20 protein-coding genes are annotated in these 19,616 nt (G+C 65.1%); 7 read left to right on the forward strand and 13 right to left on the reverse strand.

What is annotated here, in order from left to right; all coding sequences use genetic code 11:
- Positions 1-33 precede the first annotated feature (33 nt).
- From dxs to MJ601_RS01770, 3 genes are all read left to right on the forward strand, one after another.
- Positions 34-1,968, forward strand: a complete 1,935-nt coding sequence (gene dxs, locus MJ601_RS01760; RefSeq protein ID WP_242122844.1) for a 1-deoxy-D-xylulose-5-phosphate synthase — start codon at positions 34-36, stop codon at positions 1,966-1,968.
- 66 nt (positions 1,969-2,034) lie between these two features.
- Positions 2,035-2,490: an SRPBCC family protein gene (locus tag MJ601_RS01765; RefSeq protein WP_242122845.1), complete on the forward strand. Its 456-nt coding sequence runs from the start codon at positions 2,035-2,037 to the stop codon at positions 2,488-2,490.
- Complete coding sequence (locus tag MJ601_RS01770; RefSeq protein ID WP_242122846.1) at positions 2,477-2,806, forward strand: ArsR/SmtB family transcription factor; 330 nt, start codon at positions 2,477-2,479, stop codon at positions 2,804-2,806. Before MJ601_RS01765 ends, MJ601_RS01770 begins: the two co-directional genes overlap by 14 nt.
- 10 nt (positions 2,807-2,816) lie before the next feature.
- Here the strand turns inward: MJ601_RS01770 and MJ601_RS01775 are convergent, their stop codons facing one another.
- The 8 genes from MJ601_RS01775 to gpmA form a co-directional block, all read right to left on the reverse strand.
- Positions 2,817-3,239, reverse strand: coding sequence for a DUF3035 domain-containing protein (locus MJ601_RS01775; protein ID WP_242122847.1), 423 nt, complete (start codon positions 3,237-3,239; stop codon positions 2,817-2,819).
- Positions 3,239-3,751 (reverse strand): signal peptidase II, encoded by a 513-nt coding sequence (lspA, locus tag MJ601_RS01780; protein ID WP_242122848.1) that lies wholly within the window; start codon positions 3,749-3,751, stop codon positions 3,239-3,241. Before lspA ends, MJ601_RS01775 begins: the two co-directional genes overlap by 1 nt.
- Before the next feature lie 145 nt (positions 3,752-3,896).
- Entirely contained in the window at positions 3,897-6,866 is a 2,970-nt protein-coding gene (gene ileS, locus MJ601_RS01785) for an isoleucine--tRNA ligase (RefSeq protein WP_242122849.1), read from the reverse strand.
- 44 nt (positions 6,867-6,910) lie between these two features.
- Positions 6,911-7,849, reverse strand: coding sequence for a bifunctional riboflavin kinase/FAD synthetase (locus MJ601_RS01790; protein WP_242122850.1), 939 nt, complete (start codon positions 7,847-7,849; stop codon positions 6,911-6,913).
- An 8-nt stretch (positions 7,850-7,857) separates the two neighbouring features.
- Positions 7,858-8,382: a dihydrofolate reductase gene (locus MJ601_RS01795; RefSeq protein WP_242122851.1), complete on the reverse strand. Its 525-nt coding sequence runs from the start codon at positions 8,380-8,382 to the stop codon at positions 7,858-7,860.
- The gene (locus tag MJ601_RS01800) at positions 8,379-9,449 is read right to left on the reverse strand and encodes a 5-(carboxyamino)imidazole ribonucleotide synthase (protein ID WP_242122852.1); all 1,071 of its coding nucleotides are present in this window, start codon (positions 9,447-9,449) and stop codon (positions 8,379-8,381) included. Before MJ601_RS01800 ends, MJ601_RS01795 begins: the two co-directional genes overlap by 4 nt.
- A gap of 1 nt (position 9,450) precedes the next feature.
- The gene (gene purE / locus MJ601_RS01805) at positions 9,451-9,945 is read right to left on the reverse strand and encodes a 5-(carboxyamino)imidazole ribonucleotide mutase (protein WP_242122853.1); all 495 of its coding nucleotides are present in this window, start codon (positions 9,943-9,945) and stop codon (positions 9,451-9,453) included.
- An 88-nt stretch (positions 9,946-10,033) separates the two neighbouring features.
- Positions 10,034-10,720, reverse strand: coding sequence for a 2,3-diphosphoglycerate-dependent phosphoglycerate mutase (gene gpmA, locus MJ601_RS01810; protein ID WP_242122854.1), 687 nt, complete (start codon positions 10,718-10,720; stop codon positions 10,034-10,036).
- 155 nt (positions 10,721-10,875) lie between these two features.
- On the opposite strand from gpmA, the gene sppA reads away from it, so the two are divergent.
- The 3 genes from sppA (at position 10,876) to MJ601_RS01825 (ending at position 13,907) form a co-directional block, all read left to right on the forward strand.
- Complete coding sequence (gene sppA / locus MJ601_RS01815; RefSeq protein WP_242122855.1) at positions 10,876-12,780, forward strand: signal peptide peptidase SppA; 1,905 nt, start codon at positions 10,876-10,878, stop codon at positions 12,778-12,780.
- A gap of 221 nt (positions 12,781-13,001) precedes the next feature.
- Positions 13,002-13,355: a hypothetical protein gene (locus MJ601_RS01820; protein WP_242122856.1), complete on the forward strand. Its 354-nt coding sequence runs from the start codon at positions 13,002-13,004 to the stop codon at positions 13,353-13,355.
- Between the two features lie 207 nt (positions 13,356-13,562).
- On the forward strand, positions 13,563-13,907 hold the full coding sequence (locus tag MJ601_RS01825) for a hypothetical protein (RefSeq protein ID WP_242122857.1): 345 nt from the start codon (positions 13,563-13,565) through the stop codon (positions 13,905-13,907).
- Between the two features lie 69 nt (positions 13,908-13,976).
- On the opposite strand, the gene MJ601_RS01830 is transcribed toward MJ601_RS01825, so the two are convergent.
- The 5 genes from MJ601_RS01830 to MJ601_RS01850 all read right to left on the reverse strand — a co-directional run bounded on the left by MJ601_RS01830 (position 13,977) and on the right by MJ601_RS01850 (position 18,675).
- The gene (locus tag MJ601_RS01830; RefSeq protein ID WP_242122858.1) at positions 13,977-14,618 is read right to left on the reverse strand and encodes a trimeric intracellular cation channel family protein; all 642 of its coding nucleotides are present in this window, start codon (positions 14,616-14,618) and stop codon (positions 13,977-13,979) included.
- Between the two features lie 199 nt (positions 14,619-14,817).
- The gene (locus tag MJ601_RS01835; RefSeq protein WP_242122859.1) at positions 14,818-15,417 is read right to left on the reverse strand and encodes a hypothetical protein; all 600 of its coding nucleotides are present in this window, start codon (positions 15,415-15,417) and stop codon (positions 14,818-14,820) included.
- A gap of 110 nt (positions 15,418-15,527) precedes the next feature.
- Positions 15,528-16,073 (reverse strand): glutathione peroxidase, encoded by a 546-nt coding sequence (locus MJ601_RS01840; protein ID WP_242122860.1) that lies wholly within the window; start codon positions 16,071-16,073, stop codon positions 15,528-15,530.
- Between the two features lie 24 nt (positions 16,074-16,097).
- Entirely contained in the window at positions 16,098-16,823 is a 726-nt protein-coding gene (locus MJ601_RS01845; RefSeq protein WP_242122861.1) for a VIT1/CCC1 transporter family protein, read from the reverse strand.
- A gap of 73 nt (positions 16,824-16,896) precedes the next feature.
- Positions 16,897-18,675: an ABC-F family ATP-binding cassette domain-containing protein gene (locus tag MJ601_RS01850; protein WP_242122862.1), complete on the reverse strand. Its 1,779-nt coding sequence runs from the start codon at positions 18,673-18,675 to the stop codon at positions 16,897-16,899.
- A gap of 137 nt (positions 18,676-18,812) precedes the next feature.
- Between MJ601_RS01850 and MJ601_RS01855 the strand changes: the two genes are divergently transcribed.
- Positions 18,813-19,541, forward strand: a complete 729-nt coding sequence (locus MJ601_RS01855; RefSeq protein ID WP_242122863.1) for an SIMPL domain-containing protein — start codon at positions 18,813-18,815, stop codon at positions 19,539-19,541.
- Positions 19,542-19,616 lie beyond the last annotated feature (75 nt).

A 19,616-nucleotide genomic window follows, 5' to 3' on the forward strand; every position in this document is an offset into this window, starting at 1 on the left:
CGTCTTGGAACGGCCTAGCGCATCAGGGAGTCTATGTCTTTCATGAATGATCGCCCTTCCACCCCGCTGCTCGATCAGGTCGTCTGGCCTGATGACCTGCGCAAGCTGCAACCCGAACAGCTTCGCCAACTGGCCGATGAACTGCGGCAGGAGGTGATCTCCGCCGTGGGGGTAACGGGCGGTCATCTGGGCTCCGGGCTTGGCGTTGTGGAGTTGACGACGGCGCTTCATTATGTGTTCGACACGCCGACCGACAGGCTGGTGTGGGATGTCGGGCACCAATGCTATCCGCACAAGGTGCTGACCGGGCGGCGGGACCGCATCCGCACGTTGCGGCAGGGCGGTGGCCTTTCCGGCTTCACCAAGCGCTCCGAGAGCGAATATGACCCGTTCGGCGCGGCGCACAGCTCGACCTCGATCAGCGCGGCCTTGGGCTTTGCCGTGGCGAACAGGATGACCGGCAGGCCGGGCAAGGCGATCGCGGTGATCGGCGACGGCTCCATGTCGGCCGGCATGGCCTATGAGGCGATGAACAATGCGCGGGAAGCGGGCAACCGGCTGATCGTCATCCTCAACGACAATGACATGTCGATCGCGCCGCCCGTGGGCGGCCTCTCGGCCTATCTCGCGCGGCTGGTGTCGAGCCGCGAGTTCCTGGGCCTGCGCGATCTCGCCAAGCGCCTGGCCCGCAGGCTGCCCCGCCCGCTGCATATCGCGGCGCGCAAGACCGACGAGTTCGCGCGCGGCATGGCGATGGGGGGCACGCTGTTCGAGGAACTGGGCTTCTACTATGTCGGTCCGGTCGACGGGCATAATCTCGACCAGCTGATCCCGGTGCTGGAAAATGTCCGCGATGCGGCCGAGGGGCCGTGCCTGATCCATGTCGTGACGCAGAAGGGCAAGGGCTATGCCCCGGCCGAAGCGGCGGCGGACAAATATCATGGCGTGCAGAAGTTCGACGTCATCACCGGCGCGCAGGCCAAGGCGCCTCCGGGACCGCCCAGCTATACCGGCGTGTTCGCGCAGGCCCTGATCGCCGAGGCACAGCGCGATCCCCGCATCTGCGCGATCACCGCCGCCATGCCTTCAGGCACGGGGCTGGACAAGTTCGCCACCGCCTTTCCCGATCGCTGCTTCGACGTCGGCATTGCCGAACAGCATGCCGTGACCTTCGCCGCGGGGCTGGCGGCGCAGGGGATGCGGCCCTTCTGCGCAATCTATTCGACCTTCCTGCAGCGCGCCTATGACCAGGTGGTGCATGACGTCGCGATCCAGAATCTGCCGGTGCGCTTCGCCATCGACCGGGCGGGCCTGGTCGGCGCGGACGGCGCCACCCATGCGGGCAGCTTCGACGTCACCTATCTGGCCACCCTGCCCCATTTCGTGGTCATGGCCGCTGCCGACGAGGCGGAACTGGTGCACATGGTCCACACCTGCGCGGTCCATGACAGCGGGCCGATCGCGGTGCGCTATCCGCGCGGCAACGGCACGGGGGTCGCCCTGCCCCAAACCCCGGAGCGGCTGGAGATCGGCAAGGGCCGGATCGTGCGCGAGGGGCGGCAGGTGGCGATCCTGTCGCTGGGCACCCGGCTGGAGGAAGCGTTGAAGGCGGCCGATGCGCTGGAGGCGAAGGGACTGTCCACCACTGTCGCCGACCTGCGCTTCGCCAAGCCGCTGGACGAGGCGATGATCCGCCGCCTCCTCACCACCCATGAGGTTGCCGTCACCATCGAGGAAGGCGCCATTGGCGGCCTTGGCGCGCATGTCCTCACGCTGGCGAGCGACCTGGGGCTGATCGACAACGGCCTGAAACTGCGGACCATGCGCCTGCCCGATATCTTCCAGGACCAGGACAAGCCCGAAAAGCAATATGCCGACGCAAGGCTCGATGCCGACGCCATCGTCCATACCGTCCTCACCGCTTTGCGGCACAACAGCGCGGGAATCGGTGCGGAAGTGCGGGCCTGATTTATGCAACCATAAGGTTGCATAAATTCTACAGCACTGCATATTGGCAACCAGGAGGTTGCCGATATGACCGATTCGATCATCAAGACCATCGAGATCGCCGCGCCCGTCGAGAAGGTTTGGGACGCGCTGATCGACCATGAGAAATTCGGAACCTGGTTCCGGGTGGCGCTGGATCAGCCCTTTGCGGTGGGTCAGGCTTCGACGGGACATATGACCTATCCCGGCTATGAGGATTATCGCTGGGAGGCGCGGATCGTGGCGATCGAGCCGATGACGCGCTTTGCCTATGAATGGCCGGCGACCGGCGGTGACAAGGCGCTGATGGAAGGCGGGGTGGCGGTGCCGGAATGGACGCTGGTGGAATTCGTGCTGGAGCCCGCGAGCACCGGAACCCGGCTGACCGTGACCGAGAGCGGCTTCGACAAGGTTCCCGAGCCCAGGCGGAGCAATGTGATGCGGTCGAATGACGGCGGCTGGGCCGAGCAGGTGAAGAATATTCGCGATTATGCCGAGGGTTGAGGATTCCCCTGCCCGATTGTTCGCGGCTTTGGGGGATGCGACGCGGCTGGGGTTGATCGGGCGGCTTTCCGATGGCGGAGAGCGGTCGATCGTCCAGCTGGGCGATGGCCTGCCGATCAGCCGTCAGGCCGTGGCCAAGCATCTGGACGTGCTGTTGGGGGCTGGGCTGGTGCGGCGGACGAAGAGCGGGCGGGAAGTGCTGTTCACCCTGCAGCCGCAAAGCCTGGCGGAGGCCCGGAACTGGCTCGACCAAGTGGAGAGCCAGTGGGAGGGGACGTTGGGCCGGTTCAAGGATTTTGTCGAGAACCAGCCCTGAGTGGCGGCTGCTATTGCTGCGGCGCGGCGGCGCGGGCGTCCTGGCCGTCGCCTTCCGGGGCGGCGATGATGTCGCGGGTGGCGGCGCCCTTGTCCACCACTTCGGTGCCCGGATCACCCGCCGAGGAGCGGATGCCAGCCGCCGCATTGACGCGGCCGGCCGCATTCAGCGTGGCGCTTTCGCCGGGGCTGCGGGGGGCTGGGCCGCCGAACATGGCTTCCATGGCGGCCTTGCTCGAATCGATGGAAGCGGCGGCCGGGGTGCCCGGCGCGGGCGGGACCAGCGCATAATCGGGCGGTATCACCAGCGGAGCCTGGCGCGCCACGGAGAACTCGTCGGGGCGGGCACGGCTGAACAGACCGCCGCCACCGCCGCCACCGCCGCAAGCGGACAACATCGAAATCAGGCCAGCGGCGAGGATCAATTTACGCATTAGTTCAATGACTCCGTCTTTGCGCCCTTCTCGCGCAGCAGAAGCGCCCGCGCAAGCAGGATCAGCACGCCGAAAGTGATGGCCGCGTCGGCCAGGTTGAAAATCAGGAAAGGCCGCCATTCGCCGAAATGCAGGTCGGCATAGTCGACGACATAGCCAAGGCGCACCCGATCGACGATATTGCCGATGGCGCCGCCCAGCACGAGGCCGAGCGCCGCGACATCCTGCCGCGCCCTTTCGCGCCACATCCACACGCCCACGAACCCGGCGATCAACATGGTCATGCCGACGAGGATCCAGCGCATCATGTTGGTGTCGGCATGGAAGAAACCCATCGAAACGCCGCGATTTTCCAGCCAGCGCAGGCGGAAGATCGGCAGGATTTCAATGCCCTCGTCCATCCGGCTTTTCAGCGCCAGCGGATAGGTGACGGTATATTTCACCAGCTGGTCGAGCGCGAGCGTGACGATCGCCACGGTCAGGCCCAGCGGACGGTGGTTGACGGCCGTCATCAGCAAGCTGCCGGAGAAGATTTGGGTGACATAGGTGACACGATGAGAAGCTGCAAAGCCGCCATTTTTTTCCTATTTTCCTACAGGCCCCGAAAGGCCCGGTGCCTATAGCGCAGTCCGGGCCGTGTAGGACAGGTTTTTTGCCTTATGCTTTCAGCACCCCGTCGCAGCGGTCGCAGAGCGCTCCGTCTTCCTCGACTTCCGGCAGCAGGCGCCAGCAGCGGCCGCATTTGTGCCATTCGCTGGGCTTGACGACGATGCCGTCGCCCTTGCCCATCTCGACGCGGGCGACGATGGCGATTTCCGCGAAATCGACGCCGCCCGTGGCCAGCAATTCGCCCATGGTGACGTCGGCCTCCAGGCTGGAGCGGACGATCTTTTCCCGGCGCAGCGGTTCGATCGCTTCGTTGACCTGGTCGCGCTGGTTGCGCAGTTCGGTCCATTTGGCATCGAGCGCCTCGTCGAGCCATGCCGCATCGACCTGCGGCCATTCGAGGAAATGGACGCTTTCGTCAGGGTCCGGATAGCGGCTTTGCCAGACTTCCTCGGCGGTGAAGGGGATGATCGGCGCGGCGTAGCGGACCAGCGCGTGGAACAGCGTGTCGAGCACGGTGCGATAGGCACGGCGCTTGGGGTCCGGCTTCGCGTCGCAATAGAGGCAGTCCTTGCGAATGTCGAAGAAGAAGGCCGAGAGGTCGCTGTTGGCGAAATCCATCAGCGCGCGGGTGTAGCGGCTGAATTCCAGCCAGTTCTCGCTGTCTGCCGCCTTGTCCACCACGCCCTTCAATTCGGCGTCGAGCCTGGCCAGCAGATGGAGCATGTAGCGCTCCAGTTCCGGCATCTCGGCCGGGGCGAGCCTCTCCTCTTCCGAAAAATCGGAAAGAGCGCCCAGCAAGTAGCGGAAAGTGTTGCGAAGCTTGCGATAGGCGTCGGACGAACCGGCCAGCACTTCCTTGCCGATGCGGACATCGTCGAAATAGTCGGTGCTGGCGACCCAGACGCGCAAAATATCCGAGCCGCTCTCCGCGATGACCTTCAGCGGATCGACCACATTGCCGAGGCTCTTCGACATCTTCCGGCCTTGCCCGTCCAGCGCGAAGCCGTGGGTGAGGACCGCGTCATAGGGCGCGCGGCCGCGGGTGCCGCTGCTTTCGAGCAGGGAGGACTGGAACCAGCCGCGATGCTGGTCGGAGCCTTCCAGATAGAGGTCGGCGCGGGCATCGGGACCGTAGCGGCCCTCGACCACGAAGCTGTGGGTCGAGCCGCTGTCGAACCAGACGTCGAGAATGTCGTTCACGACCTCATAGTCGCCCAGGTCGTAATCGGGGCCGAGCAGCGCCTGATGGTCGGCGCCGAACCATGCATCGGCTCCTGCGCCCCTGAACGCTTCGATGATGCGGGCGTTCACTGCCTTGTCGACGAGATATTCGCCGGTCTTGCGATGGACGTAGAGGGCGATGGGGACGCCCCATGCACGCTGGCGGGAGATCACCCAGTCGGGGCGGCCCTCCACCATCGAGCGGATGCGGTTGATCGAGCGTTCCGGCACCCAGCGTGTGTGTTCGATGGAGTTGAGGGCGAGTTCGCGCAGGGTGGCGGCGTTGTCGCCCTCACCCTTCCCACTCGCTGACGCGAGCGGGCCCCTTCCCTCTCCCACAAGGGGAGAGGGATTCCACGGCGCGCTTTGCGCGCCGATCTCCGGGCTGCGACCTGCCCCCGGCAGGTCGCTGTTCGCCCTACGATCCATGGGGATGAACCATTGCGGGGTGCAGCGGAAGATGATCTTCGCCTTCGAGCGCCAGCTATGGGGGTAGCTGTGTTTGAAGTCGTCGGAGGCCGCCAGAAGCCCGCCCGCTTCGCGCAGGTCGGTGCAGATCGGGCCGTCCTTGCCGACGAATTTGGGGTTGATGACCGATCCCTGGCCACCGAGCCAGAGCCAGTCCTCGCGATATTTGCCGTCATTCTCAACCGCGAAGACCGGGTTGATGCCGTTCGCCTTGCAGAGCGCGAAGTCGTCCTCGCCATGGTCGGGCGCCATGTGGACAAGGCCCGTGCCCGCGTCGGTGGTGACGAAATCACCCGCGAGGAACGGGCGCGGCCTGGCGAAAAAGCCGCCGAGATGGTGCATCGGGTGGCGGGCGACAGCTCCGGCAAGTTGGGAGCCACGCACGAAGCTGTCGATGCTCCAGACGCCAACAACTTCGGGACTTTCAACACCGCGAAGAGCCGCATCAGCGCGCTTTTGAAAGGCTGCGATCAGTTCCGTTGCGATCAAGAAGCGGCCAAGCAAATTGCCGTCATGGCCCGTGCAGGACGTGACCGCATAATCCACCTCCGGCCCGTAAGCCAAAGCCTGATTGACCGGGATCGTCCAGGGCGTCGTCGTCCAGATCACCGCATGGGCGCCGACCAGTTCGGGCGCGTTCGGCGCTTCGACGATCTCGAACGCCACGTCGATCTGGGTCGAGACGATGTCCTCATATTCGACCTCCGCCTCGGCCAGCGCGGTCTTTTCGACCGGGGACCACATGACGGGCTTGGCGCCGCGATAGAGCTGGCCGCTTTCCGCGAATTTCAGCAGTTCGCCGACGATGGTGGCTTCGGCGTCGAACTTCATGGTGAGATAGGGATCGTCCCAGTCGCCCATGACGCCCAGGCGCTTGAACTGTTCCTTCTGCACGCCGACCCACTTGTCCGCATAGGCGCGGCATTCGGCACGGAATTCCTGCGCGGGAACCTCGTCCTTGTTCTGCTTCTTCTTGCGATATTCCTCCTCGATCTTCCATTCGATCGGAAGGCCGTGGCAGTCCCAGCCGGGGACATAGGGCGCGTCCTTGCCGAGCAGGGACTGGCTGCGGACGATGATGTCCTTCAGCACCTTGTTCATCGCATGGCCCATATGGATGTCGCCATTGGCATAGGGCGGGCCGTCGTGGAGGATGAAGCGTTCGCGGCCCTTCCGCCGCTCGCGCAGACGCCCGTAGAGGTCCATTTCCTCCCAGCGCGCCAAAATGGCCGGTTCCTTCTGCGCGAGGCCTGCTTTCATCGGAAAGTCGGTGACGGGCAGGAAAACGGTGCTCTTATAGTCTTTTTCTTGGCTGGGCTGGTCGGTCATTGGGGTCCGCGCGGTTTAGCTATATGCTGATTTATCGCGCGGCATTAGGCGAGGCGGGGCGTTCCCGCAAGGATTTGCCGCGCATCGTCGCAGTCCCTGGCAATGGCGGCCATCAGCGGGTCGAGGCCGTCATATTTCGCTTCGGGGCGGAGGAAGTGGATGAGCTGGACTTCGATCCGCTGGTCGTAGAGGCTTTCGGCGAAGTCGAAGAAATGCGGCTCCAGCAATTCCTTGGGCGGGTCGAAGCTGGGCCGGATGCCGAGATTGGCGGCGCCGTCCAGGATGCGGCCGTCCGCCAGCAGCCCGCGCACGGCGTAGATGCCATAGGCCGGGCGCAGATAATGGCCAAGGTCGATATTGGCGGTCGGGAAGCCGATGGTGCGGCCGAGCTTGTCGCCATGCTGGACGACGCCCTCTATGGTGAAGGGGCGGGTCAGCAGGCGGGTGGCGGTGGCGCAGTCGCCCGATCTGAGCGCCTGGCGGATGCGGGTGGAGGAGATGACCTCTCCGTCCGCGCCGGTGACGGGGGAGACGGCCTGCGCGGTGAGGCCGAGCGACGCGCCCAGCCCGGCCAGGGTTTCGATGGTGCCCGCACGGTCCTTGCCGAAGGTGAAGTCCTCGCCGGTGACGACGCCCGCGACACCCCAGTCGGCCAGCAGGCGGACGAAGGCCATGGGGTCCAGCGCGGCCAGTTCGCGGGTGAAGTCGAACACCAGCATGGCGTCGGCCCCCGCCCTGGCGAACAGGCGTTCGCGCTGGTCGAGCGTGGTGAGGCGGAACCAGGGCGTGTCCGGGCGGAAAAGCCGCATCGGGTGCGGATCGAAGGTGGCGATGATGGCGGGGCGGCCCTGCGCACGGGCAAGCTCCATCGCGCGGCGGGCGACCGCCTGATGCCCGGCGTGAAATCCGTCGAAATTCCCCAGCGCCATGATGCTGCCGCGCAGATGGGCTGGCATCGGGTCGCTGCTGTGCAGCCGCTCCATGAGGCGCGCTATAGGGGCGCGTCCGGCCGCTGGCAATGCGCGGCGGCTCGCAAAAAGGTGACGAAGCTGTAGGCGGGGCGGCCATGTTCCGCCGGATGATCCTGCCGGGCGCTCTCCTGCCAGTCGGCGGGGTCGGGATAGGCGATGCGGGTGTCGCCTTCCGCATCGGCATGGACTTCGGTGAGTTCGATGCGGTGCGCGAGGGGGAGGAAGAGGCTGTAGATTTCTGCGCCGCCGATGACGGCGACGGTGGGGGCGGCGGCCTGCAATATGGCGTCCTGCGGGCTGTGGGCGGTTTCGGCGCCCTCCCCTGTCCAACCCCTGTCGCGGGTGAGGACGATGTGGCGGCGGCCGGGCAGCAGGCCGGGCAGGCTGTCGAAGGTCTTGCGGCCCATCACCATGGGGTGGCCGAGGGTGAGCGCCTTGAAATGCTTGAGGTCGGCGGGCAGGCGCCAGGGCAGGTCGCCGTCCTTGCCGATCACGCCATTGTCGGCGCGGGCGAGGATGAGGACGATTTCAGGGCTTTGGGTCACAGGGTCAGGCGGGTGACGTGGCCCATCTTGCGGCCGGGGCGGGCTTCATGCTTGCCGTAGAGGTGCAGATGGTTGGCCGGGTCGGACAGGATCTGCAGCCAGTCATTGGCCTGCGCGCCGATCAGATTGCGCATCTCGACCCTGGTGGCGGCAAGGCCGGTGTCGCCCAGCGGCAGGCCGCAGATCGCGCGGACATGGTTTTCGAACTGGCTGGTGAGCGCGCCTTCGATGGTCCAGTGGCCGCTATTGTGGACGCGCGGGGCCATTTCGTTGAAGACCGGGCCGTCGGCGCTGGCGAAGAATTCCAGCGTCAGGACGCCGACATAGTCGAGGGCGTCGGCGACCTTCGACGCCAGGGCGCGGGCTTGCGCAAGCTGGCCTTCGATCAGGGGACCGGCGGGGACGGTGGAGGTATCGAGAATGCCGTCCCTGTGGGCATTGGCCGCGCTGTCCCAGAAGCGGATTTCGCCGTCGGCGCCGCGTACGAGGATGACCGAATATTCCTGCGCGAAGGTGACGAAGCCTTCGAGGATGGCGCTCTGGCGGCCTATCGCGTTCCACGCGCCGACCGCGTCGCCGGGGTCGGACAGGCGCGCCTGGCCCTTGCCGTCATAGCCCATGCGATTGGTCTTGAGGATCGCCCTGCTGCCGATCTGGTCGAGCGCTCCCTCCAGGTCGTCCAGGCTTTCGACCGGGGCGAAGGGCGCGGTCAGGCCGCCGAGATCGCAGACGAAGCGCTTTTCGGCGAGACGGTCCTGCGCGACGCGCAGCGCCTGGGCGCCGGGGCGGACGAGGCCGTGGGTGGCGAGGACCTCGACAGCCGCAGGATCGATATTCTCGAATTCATAGGTGACGACATCCACGCCGTCCGCGAAGGCCGCTAGGGCGGCGGCATCCTCATAGGCGCCCTGGGTCCAGCGCGGGGAAACATCGGCGGCAGGGCCGCTGCTTTCCGGGGCGTAGATATGGGTGCAATAGCCAAGCTGCGCGGCGGCGATCGCGATCATGCGGCCCAGCTGGCCGCCGCCGAGTATGCCGATGGTGGAGCCGGGCGGGATGATGGTCATCTTATTCGGGGGTTTCCGCTACGTCGTTGGTCTGCTTTTCACGCCAGGCGTCGAGGCGTCCGGCCAGGGCTGCGTCGGTGGTGGCGAGGATCGAGGCGGCGAAGAGCGCGGCGTTGATCGCGCCGGGCTTGCCGATGGCGAGCGTGCCGACGGGGATGCCGCCGGGCATCTGGACGATGGAGAGCAGGCTGTCCATGCCCTTCAGCGCCTTGGATTCGACGGGGACGCCCAGCACCGGCAGGCGGGTCATGGAGGCGGTCATGCCGGGAAGGTGCGCGGCGCCGCCAGCGCCCGCGATGATGACCTTGAGGCCGCGGCCGACCGCGCCCGTGGCGTAATCATAGAGGCGCTGGGGGGTGCGGTGGGCGGAGACGACCTTGCATTCATGGGCGACGCCGAGCGCTTCCAGCGTTTCGGAGGCGTGGCGCATCGTTTCCCAGTCGGAACGGCTGCCCATGATGATGCCGACTTCCACGGCTTGCATTGCCCCGGTCATTCTTCCCTGTGCTTTCCTTGGAATGGCGGAAAGCAAAGCCCCTTAGCGGGAGGACCGCGAAGGGGCAACGCCTTTAACGGAGGGTTTCTCAGCGTTCCGAGAGATAATAGCGGTGCCGGGCCGTCAGGTCGTCGTTGAGGTCATAGACGATCGGCTGGCCGGTCGGGATTTCCAGTTCGGTGATCTCGTCATCGGGGATGTTCGAGAGATGCTTGACCAGCGCGCGGAGCGAATTGCCGTGGGCGGAGATGAGAACGCGCTTGCCGGCCTTGAGGTCGGGGGCGATGCGTGCCTCCCAATAGGGCAGCACGCGGGCGATGGTGTCCTTCAGGGATTCCGTCGAGGGAATGGGGATGCCCGCGTAACGGCGGTCCTTCGACAGGTCGAATTCGCTGCCCGCCTCCAGCGGCGGCGGGGGCACGTCGAAGCTGCGGCGCCAGATCTTGACCTGCGCGTCGCCATGCCTGGCCGCCGTCTCCGCCTTGTCGAGACCGGTGAGGCCGCCATAATGGCGCTCATTGAGGTGCCAGTCCTTTTCGACCGGGAGCCAGAGGCGGCCCATTTCCTCCAGCGCCAGGTTCAGCGTCTTGATCGCGCGGGTCTGGACCGAGGTGTAGCACTGGTCGAAGTCCAGCCCCTTCTGCGCCATCAGGCGGCCCGCGGCGCGAGCCTCCTCCGCGCCCTTCTCGGTCACGTCCACATCCCACCAGCCGGTGAAACGGTTTTCGAGGTTCCAGGCCGACTGGCCGTGACGGATGAGGACGAGCGTGGGCATGAAGCGTGTCTCCTGCACGAAAAGCCATGAGTTGCGCCCTCCCATAACGTGGGATTCGTCCGGCGCAAGCTTGTGCGGCTCCCGCCCGCCACCACATTGCAGTCGATCCGCCGATGGGTTAGCCCTCTCGGGCGTTTAAGGAAGGAACCGGCATCTTGGCTTTTGTGAAGGGCGTGTGGCGCATCCTGGTGGCGATCAAGGACGGGCTGGTGCTGCTGTTCCTGCTGCTGTTCTTCGGGGCGCTTTATGCGGCGCTGTCCTGGTCGCCCAGGCCTGCCCAGAATGTGAGCAGCGGCGCATTACTGCTGAAACTGGACGGCAGCATCGTCGAGCAGCCTTCGGATGTCGATCCGATGGCGCTGCTGACCGGCTCCAAAGACAAGGCAAGGGAATATGGCCTTGCCGACATCGTCGCCGCGCTGGACGCCGCGAAGGACGATGGCAAGGTCAAGGCGGTGGTGCTGAACCTCGACGGCTTTGCGGGCGGGGGGCAGGTCGCGCTGGCACGGGTCGGCAAGGCGCTGGACGCGGTGCGCGCGGCGAAGAAGCCGGTCTTCGCCTTTGCCACCATCTATAGCGACGACAGCTATCAACTGGCCGCCCATGCGACCGAAAGCTGGGTCGATCCGCTGGGCGGGGTGGCGATCATTGGCCGGGGCGGATCGGGGCTCTATTATAAGGGTCTGATCGACAAGCTGGGCGTCAACACCCATGTCTATCGCGTCGGCACCTACAAGAGCTTTGTCGAGCCGTTCACGCGGACGGGCCAGTCGCCCGAAGCGAAGGAAGCCAATCAGGCGCTCGCCCATGCGCTGTGGGAGGATTGGCAGCAGGACGTCGCCAAGGCCCGGCCGAAAGCGAAGCTGGCGGCCTATGTCAGCAATCCGGCGGCGCTGGCGCAGTCCGCGGGCGGCAATCTGGCCAAGGCGGCGCTGAATGCGGGGTTGGTGGACAAGCTGGGCGACGAGGCGGCGTTCGGCGCGCGGGTGGCGGAGGTTGCGGGCGATGCGCCGGACGAGAAGACCGGGGATTTCGCGAGCATCGATCTTCGAAAATATATGAAGGCGCACAAGCCCGCCAATGGCGGCGACATCGGCGTGCTGACCATCGCGGGCGATATCGTCGATGGCGAGGCTGGCCCCGGCACGGCGGCGGGCGACACGATTTCGGCGCTGCTGCGCAAGGCGCTGGCCGAGAAGGACCTGAAGGCACTGGTGGTGCGGGTCGATTCGCCGGGCGGGTCGGTGATGGCGTCGGAAAAGATCCGCAGCGCCATCATGGCCGCCAAGTCCGACGGGCTGCCCGTCGTCGTTTCCATGGGCAATGTCGCGGCGAGCGGCGGCTATTGGGTGTCGACGCCCGCTGACGTCATCTTTGCCGAGCCGGACACGATCACCGGCTCCATCGGCGTGTTCGGCATCATCCCGAGCTTCGAGGGGACGCTGGCGAAAATCGGCGTCACCACCGATGGCGTGAAGACGACGCCGCTGTCGGGGCAGCCCGATGTGGTCGGCGGCACGACGCCGGAATTCGACCGGATCATGCAGATGGGAGTCGAGGATATTTACGGCCGCTTCGTCGGGCTGGTCGCACAGTCCCGGCGCAAGACGCCGCAGCAGATCGACGCGATCGCGCAGGGCCGCGTGTGGGACGGCGGCACGGCGCGGCAGATCGGGCTGGTGGATCGCTTCGGCGGGCTGGAGGATGCGATTGCCGAGGCCGCGAAGCTGGCGAAAGTCGATCCGGGCAAGGCCAGACCCTATCGCATCGAGAAGGAGCCGGACAAGTTCGCCGAGTTCATCCAGTCGGTGATGGAACGCGAGGAGGATGACGATGCCGGGGCGTCGGGTAGCCGGATGGGGCGCGATCTGCTGGGACGGCAGGCGATCGTGCAGCGCAACTGGGCGTTACAGGCCGTGGCCGACGTGCGGGCGCTGGTGAACGGCGCGGGCGTGCGGGCGGACTGCCTGGAGTGCCGGGGCTATGGCGCACCGCGGGTGGCCAAGGCGGCGGATGGGCATGGGATGTGGGCGATGCTGGTGGGACTGTTGAAGGGCTGAGGGGTTTCGGCCATCAACCGTCACCCCGGACCTGATCCGGGGTCCCGCTTCTTCGTTCGTAGCCCATAAGAAAGAAAGCAGGATGCCGGGCCAAGCCCGGCATGACGAAGGGGTTCTGGCTTAAAACGACCATTTTTCGCCGTTAAGCCATAAGCCCCTCATCCTAATTGCAGACCTTCCGTTTTATCCGCTAATCTCGTCCAGCTGAGGGAACAGACGGAATGCGGAAAATTAGTTGGTTCGCGTTGGCAGCACCGGCTCTGCTCATGGCATGCGCTCGCCCTATTCATGATCAATCCACCCTTCACGAGGTTCGGATCGAGGCTCAAACGCTGATCAAGAACGCCGCAACGAAGGCTCAGATAACCGTCCCGAAGAGCAAATGGCCGCAGACAATCGCAAGCCTAAATCCTAAAAGCATCACCGTTCTCGCAGATGGCGTGGATATACTCATCATACCGAGTTTCGACGGGGGCTCGGGGTATTTTATTCCACTAAAAGAGCGGGAAATTCCGGAACCGAAGGGCAGGTTCGCGACCGTAAGCCAAGGCGTCTATTGGTATCATCCCTATTGATCGTCTGCTTTCTTTCACCCTCGCGATGGCAGCAGGTAATCTCAAGCAACTCAGCAGCCGGCGACCCGCTTTTGTCGCTCAGCGCATTTTTGGAACGCGCCTAAAGCGGCCATGGCGGTGGGCGTACGAAGCATGATAATCAGGGGAATGCCAATCCCGCTCGCGAAAACGCTACCCTACACGCTGCATACAAATAGAGAGTTGGGCATGATGCTCGATCGAGCGAAGCCCTTAGCAGTTTTTGCTGATGGCGAGGGCCAGTTTCCAGAAGCGGTTGAACGCTATCTGAGGCTATTTGATCGACATGTCGCTGATGGTCGGTTCATTCGACGAGACCATTTCTCGCCGCCCATTGAAGGGCGCAGCTACACGCTGCACCATATCTTCTTTGCTTTGCCTGGGGAGCAATGGCGGATCGATGAAATGATTGAACTCAAATCAAGCCTCAGTTGGTCGCGCGATCACGAACGGCGGGAGGGCGAACTCCTCGGATATGAGGATTGGATGAACGACCATTTTCTTGATCGCTTCTATGCAAAGCCGAACGTTTGAAAACCGACCCTTATCGTCATCCCCGCCTGCACGGTAATGACCAAGGAAGAATAAGGCCCAAATCGACATTCACTCCTGCGCCTGCTTGTAGAGCGGCAGGCCAAGGCCGCGGCGGATGGCGATGGCGCGCAGCAGGAAACCGAGCAGCGCAGCGATCACGCCCGCGACGGGCACCTCCATGCCGCCCCAGCGCAACGCCACGAACAGGCCCGACGCCAATGCCGCGGCCGTGACATAGAGTTCCGGGCGCAGCAGGATCGAGGGTTCATGCGCCAGCAGGTCGCGCATGATGCCGCCGACGCAGCCGGTGACGACGCCCATCATCGCCGCCACGAAGGGCGGAACGCCGTAGCCCAGCGCCTTGGCCGCGCCGTAGACGGCGAAGGCGGCGAGACCTATCGCATCGAGCCAGTCGAGCGCGCGGTCGCTCCAGAGGCGGCGGGGCGTGAACCAGACGAGCAGCGCCGCGATCATGCAGGCTATGGCGGGCACGGCGTCATGGACCCAGAAGACCGGCGCGCCGATCAGCAGGTCGCGGACCGTGCCGCCCCCCACCCCCGTGACCAGCGCGAAGAAGGCGAAGGTGACGAGGGTCTGGCGCAGGCGGGCGGCGGCCAATGCGCCGGAGGCGGCAAAGACGAAGGTGCCGGTGATGCTCAACGCTTCGAGGACCGGGCCGATCTGCGGCGGGAAAGTGGCGGGAGATTGCATGGCGCCCGCTAGGACGGATCGACATTCGGCCCTGAGGGCCTGCAAATGGCAGCTTTTCCGCGCTTCGGGTGCTCACGGAGGATTTGTCCGCCGCGCTCCGGGTCACGAAAAATCACCATTTCCGGCTCCTCATCTTCTGAATGTCGATCCGTCCTAATGCTCCCCCGCCGCCCCTGTCGAGAAATTTGGCTTTTCCGGTTCAGGCAGCGGCGTTCACCACTAGCCCGGAATTGCTGCTGTCCGACGAGCTGGAAGTCGTGCTGCTCGTGCTGGTGCTGCCATAGGTCGAACTGGAAAGGCTGCTGCGAAGCTGTTGCAGAAAGGCGATCAGCGTATCGAGCTGCTGGGTCGCGTCGGCCGTGTCCGTAGTCCCGGTCGATCCATCGTCGCTGGCGGACGAGGGCGGCGGCGCATGATGGTGGTGATGTCCCACGCCCTGCACGCCCGTTTCCTGACCATCCGCGCCATCCACGCCATCGGGGCCATCGGGACCACCGGGACCATCGGGACCATCCGCAGCGCCACGGCCCTGCGCGAAGAAGCCCTGCAATTCCTTGGCTTGGTCGGTCGTCAGAGTACCTGCATCCACTTGTTGCTGGATCAGGTCGTCGATACGGTCCTTGATGCCCGATGTCGGCTTCCCATCGCTGGACGCCAGGCTTTTATCGATATTGTCCAGCGCGGATTCGAGCGCGGTCTGATCGGCAGTGCTGATCGAACCGGCCGAAGCCGCGGCTGAAATGCGGGAATCCATCATGGCCCGCGGTGAATTGAACTGACTTGAAACAATCGATGTCATCTCGGTTTCTCCTTGATGACCCTCCCACCCCGTCCCGTGCCTAGCAGGGCGTGGTTAAGGTGAGGTAAACCAAGGTCAGGCCAGCTCTACCCATTGCGATTGAACGCCTGTCACCGGGCGAGTTCAGCCTCGATCGTGGCGAGCAGAGCCGCGTCGTCCGGCGCGGTCGTGGGGGCGAAGCGCGCCGCGACGCTGCCATCCTTCGCGATCACGAACTTCTCGAAATTCCAGAGGACTTCAGGTTCCGGATTCGGGGTGAGGCCATATCCCTTCAGCCGTTCGCGGAAGGTGTCGCCGTCGCCCTGCGCCTTGGGCTGGGCGCTGGTGAGGGCGGCGTAGAGCGGGTGCTTTTCCGGGCCGGTGACGACGATCTTTTCGAACATGGGGAAATCGACGCCGAAATTGGTGGTGCAGAAGGTCGCGATCTCGTCATTGCTGCCCGGTTCCTGCGCGCCGAAATCATTGGCGGGGAAGCCGGCGACGACCAGCCCCTTGTCCTTGTAATCGCTGTAGAGCTTTTCGAGGCCCTCATATTGCGGGGTCAGGCCGCATTTGGACGCGACATTGACCGCCAGCACGACCTTGCCCGCATAGTCGGCCAGGCTGGCGTCGGCGCCCTTGATGGTCTTGAGCGGAATTTGCTGGATATCGGTCATGTCTTTTCTCCTGACAGGGCGCGGTCAGATGGCGGCGCCGAAAATCTTGCCCACGGCGGAGGTGGCGAGCATCGCGAAAACGCCCCAGAAAACCACGCGGGCGACGGACCGCGCCATGCCGCCACCGCCCAGCCGCGCGCCCACATAGCCCAGCAGGGCGAGGCAGAGCAGCGAGGTCACGGCAACGACGGCGATGGCATGGGATGGATTGGCGACGGCGGCCAGCACCGGGGCGATGGCGCCGACGGAAAAGGTCGCGGCGGAGGTCAGCGCGGCCTGGATCGGGCGCGCGGTGCTGATTTCCGAAATGCCGAGCTCATCGCGCGCATGGGCGGCCAGCGCGTCGGCATTCATGAGCTGCGTCGCTACTTGCCCGGCCAGTTCCGCCGTCAGGCCGCGATCGACATAGATGTCGCGCAATTCCTGCCACTCGACATGAGGTTGCTGCGCCAAGGCCTTCTTTTCCTTGGCCAGATCGGCGCGCTCCGTATCGGACTGGGCGCTGACCGAGACATATTCGCCCGCCGCCATCGACATGGCGCCCGCCACCAGCGCGGCGATGCCGGACAGGAGGACGGTCTGGCTGGACGCACCCGAGGCGGCGATGCCTGTCAGCAGGCTGGCGGTCGACACGATGCCGTCATTCGCACCCAGCACCGCCGCGCGGAGCCAGCCCACGCGGTTGACATAATGGACCGCGTGATGGCCGTCGATCACATCATCGTCCTGCATCGTGGCCGACTGTTCCATCCGCTATTCCCTTGATCGTGCCCATGGCTACCAGATGACGGGATCGGCGCAAGAGCTTCCGGCCAATCCCTGTTCAGGCACCCAGCCCTTCCGCCTTTTCCGCCAGTTCCAGCCAGCGTTCCTCGGCGGCGTCCTTGTCCGCCCGGGCCTGTTCTATCGCCCTGGTGAGCGCATCGAATTTTTTGGGGTCGCGGCTGTAAAGGCTCGGGTCGGCCAGCGCTTCCTCATCGCGGGCAATGGCGGCCTCGATCTCCTCTATGCGTTTGGGCAGCAGGTCGAAGTCGCGCTGGTCCTTGTAACTGAGCTTGGTCGAAGCGGTGCGGGGCGGTGGCGGGGCGGCGGTTTTCTTTTCGGCCCTGGGCGCGTTGCGGGGCTGGCGCTTGGCCACCCAGTCGGCATAGCCGCCGACGATCACGTCGATCGTGCCGGAACCGTCGAGCCCCAGGGTCACCGTCACCGTGCGGTCGAGGAAATCGCGGTCGTGGCTGACGATCAGGACGGTGCCGTCATAGTCGGCGATCACCTCCTGCAAGAGGTCGAGCGTTTCGAGATCGAGGTCGTTGGTCGGTTCGTCGAGCACCAGCAGGTTCGATTCGCGGGCGAATTCCCGTGCGAAGAGCAGGCGGGACCGTTCGCCGCCCGACAGCGTGCCGACGCGGGCCTCCGCCAGCGAGGGATCGAAGAGAAATTCCTTGAGATAGCCGTGGACATGCTTGCGGGTGCCGCGCACGTCGATCCAGTCGCCGCCCTCGGCCAGCACGTCCCTTACCCGCTTGTCGGGCTGCATCAGGCTGCGCTGCTGATCGATGAAGATCATGTCGAGCGATTTCGCCTGCCTGACCTGGCCGCTGTCGGGCGCGAGTTCGCCGGTCAGCAGTTTCAGGAGCGTGGTCTTGCCCGCGCCGTTGCCGCCGACGATGCCGATGCGGTCGCCGCGCTGGATGCGGAGCGAGAAGTCCTTGATGACGGTGCGGTCCCCGAACCCCTTGGTGACATGTTCGGCGGTGATGACGCTCTTCGTCTTGCTGTCGTCGGCGGCGACGGCGATCTTCGCGACGCCCTGCGGCCCGACCATGGCGGCGCGCTGGGCGCGCATTTCGTGGAGTTTCGCGAGGCGGCCCTGGTTGCGCTTGCGCCGGGCGGTGACGCCGCGCTCCAGCCAATGGGCCTCGATCTTGAGCTTGGCGTCGAGTTTCTCGGCCGCGCGGGCCTCCTCGGCATAGACGGCTTCCATCCATTCGTCGAAACCGCCGAAGCCGATTTCGTTGCGGCGGATGCCGCCCCGGTCCAGCCAGAGCGTCTGGCGCGTGAGGCGGGTCAGGAAGGCGCGGTCGTGGCTGATGACGATGAAGGCGCCATTATAACGGCCAAGCCAGACTTCCAGCCAGTCGATCGCGTCGATGTCGAGATGGTTGGTCGGCTCGTCCAGCAGCAGCAGGTCGGGCTCGCTCGCCAGCGCGCGGGCGATCGCGGCGCGGCGGCGTTCGCCCCCCGATGCGGTGGCGGCCTCGCGGTTGAGGTCGGTGCCGAGCTGGCTGGCGATCGCCTCCACCTCGTGGGCGGGCGGGGCGAACTGGCCCGCCAGCGCGAAGTCGCGCAGCGTGGCGAAGCCGCTGACGTCGGGGTCCTGCTCCAGCATGATGACACGCGCGCCGGGGCGGACCGAGCGGGTGCCTTCGTCAGGCTCGATCCGGCCGGCGATCAGCTTCAGCAGCGTCGTCTTGCCCGCGCCGTTGCGGCCGATCAGCGCCAGCCGGTCCCGTTCGCCGACGAAAATGTCGAGATTGCGGAAAAGCCAGTGGGTGCCCTGGGAAAGGCCGAGATTTTCGAAGGAGAGAATGGGAGCCGCCATGGCCGTGCAGCTAGGGCTTTGGCGCCCCGGGGGCAAGAGGGGGAACCGGAAGCTGTCGCCATGCTTTCAACGCATGTCAGCATCCGTTCATCGCAAGCGTCACAAAAGGACGCATAGCTTTTTGAGGAGAAAGCCCTGTGAAATCAATGATCGCCCTGATGGCCCTGGGAGCCGCCCTGCCCGTCAGCGCCCTGGCCCAGACCAGCGTCAACATCGCCGAGACTGCGCCGATCGTCACGCTGAACGTTACGGAAACGGTCGACGTCGCGCCCGATATCGCCACCGTCGGCACTGGCGTTCAGACACGCGCCCAGACCGCGGCACAGGCGATGCGCGACAATGCGGTGCAGATGGACAAGCTGATCGCCGCGCTGGCGAAGGCGGGAATCGCGAAGAAGGATATCCAGACCAGCGGCATCAACCTGTCGGCGCAATATGACTATAGCAACCGGGACGGCCAGCCGAGCGGGCCGCGCTTCATCGGCTATGAGGCGTCGAACCAGCTTTCGGTCAAGCTGCGCGACATCAAGAAGGTCGGCACGCTGCTCGACACGATGGTCGAGGCGGGTGCCACCAATGTGAGCGGGCCGAGCTTTTCGATCGACGATCCGCGCCCGATGCTGATGCAGGCGCGGGCCACCGCGCTCAAGACCGCCAAGGCGCAGGCGGATTTCTATGCGCAGGCGGCGGGCTATCGCACGGCACGGCTGGTTTCGCTTTCGGAAAGCAACAGCGGCGGCCAGCCGCCCATGCCGATGATGGTGAGGGCGCAGTTCAAGGCGGATTCGGCGCCCGCGACGCCGGTGGAGCCAGGACAGGTCGGATCGTCGGTGACGCTGACCGTACAATATGCGCTGGAGAAATAAGGGTAGACCGCCGCTTCGCCCAATGCCCGGCACCATTCACCACCTGTTCAATGGTGCCGGGCTATGCCATGTCTC

The sequence above is a fragment of the Sphingobium trunci genome (assembly GCF_022664535.1).
GTDB lineage: Bacteria > Pseudomonadota > Alphaproteobacteria > Sphingomonadales > Sphingomonadaceae > Sphingobium.